General features: G+C 65.6%; 1 protein-coding gene and 1 pseudogene. Both read right to left on the bottom strand.

Annotation, left to right across the window (positions count from 1 at the left end):
- A pseudogene (gene glyA / locus F3J10_RS35775) lies at positions 1-169 on the bottom strand (serine hydroxymethyltransferase); the annotation flags it as partial.
- A 350-nt stretch (positions 170-519) separates the two neighbouring features.
- A partial coding sequence (locus tag F3J10_RS35770; protein ID WP_167244060.1) for a TolC family protein occupies positions 520-1,091 on the bottom strand: 572 nt, incomplete at its 5' end.

The raw sequence follows: 1,091 nt of genomic DNA, 5'->3' as shown, positions 1-1,091 counted from the left end.
CGTACTTGTTGGTCAGTTGCGAGCCCTGCGCGGCCATCACGGCCGGGCTCGTGTAGTTCTCGGAGGCGATCAGCTCGATGTGATCTTCCTGGCGCTGGTTTTCCTGCTGGATCGCCTGCCAGAGGTCCGGATCGACCGCTTCGATGGTGCTGGTGGAATAGTTGAACATGATTTTCCCGACGTCCTCGATCAATAGACTTGGTCCGCGCCAGCCGGCGCGCCTCGAACGAATTGCCTGATTCGGAACGCTATTCAATCGGAAGCGCGGCCGGGCATCTAGAAGAATTGCGACAAGGCAGTGGGATGGAATCGGCGTGCGACGGGGGCAGCGCCCGCCGATGTCGCGCGGCGACAGGTCGATGACGCATCACGGATATTCCGGCCCCGGAAAAGACACACCCCGGAAGCCGTGAAGCTTCCGGGGTGTGAAGAGGAACGGCACACGGTCCTCGGTGCCTGCTCGCGACGGCGGCGGCTTAAGTTCGATGCCGCCGCGGCCGCGAGTTCGATGGAGACCGCTCAGCCTGCCTTGGCCGCCTGTGAAGCAGGTACGGCCGCTGCCGCCGGCTTGCTGTAGTCGACCGGGGCATCGGCCTCGCGCGGCTGGTCGCCGTTGTGCTCGATCCAGCCGCCGCCCAGCGCGCGATACAGGTCCACCAAGTTGGTCCAGCGCGCGAGACGCGCCGAGATCAGCGTGGTCTGTGCCGTGTACAGGTCCGTCTGCGCGGTCAGCACCGTCAAGTAGCTGTCCACGCCGTTGCGGTAGCGCAGGTCCGACAGATCGTAGCGACGCTGCTGCGCCTGCTCGTTGCGCGCCAGCGCCGCGATCTCCTGGTCATACGTGCCGCGTGCCGCCAGCCCGTCCGACACTTCGCGGAACGCCGTCTGGATCGCCTTCTCGTAGTTCGCGATCTCGATGCGCTTCTGCACGTGCGCCAAGTCGAGGTTCGCGATGTTCGAGCCACCCTCGAAGATCGGCAGGGCGATGTTCGGCGCGAACGACCAGGCCGCCGTGCCGGCCTTGAACAGGCCGCCCAGCGTCGGGCTCGCCGTGCCGAACGCGGCCGTCAACGAGATCTTCGGGAAGAAGG

The organism is Burkholderia sp. Cy-637 (assembly GCF_011753175.1).
GTDB lineage: Bacteria > Pseudomonadota > Gammaproteobacteria > Burkholderiales > Burkholderiaceae > Burkholderia > Burkholderia gladioli.
The sequence above is the reverse complement of the archived record's forward strand: the minus strand, read 5'-3'. Positions and strand labels throughout refer to the sequence as shown.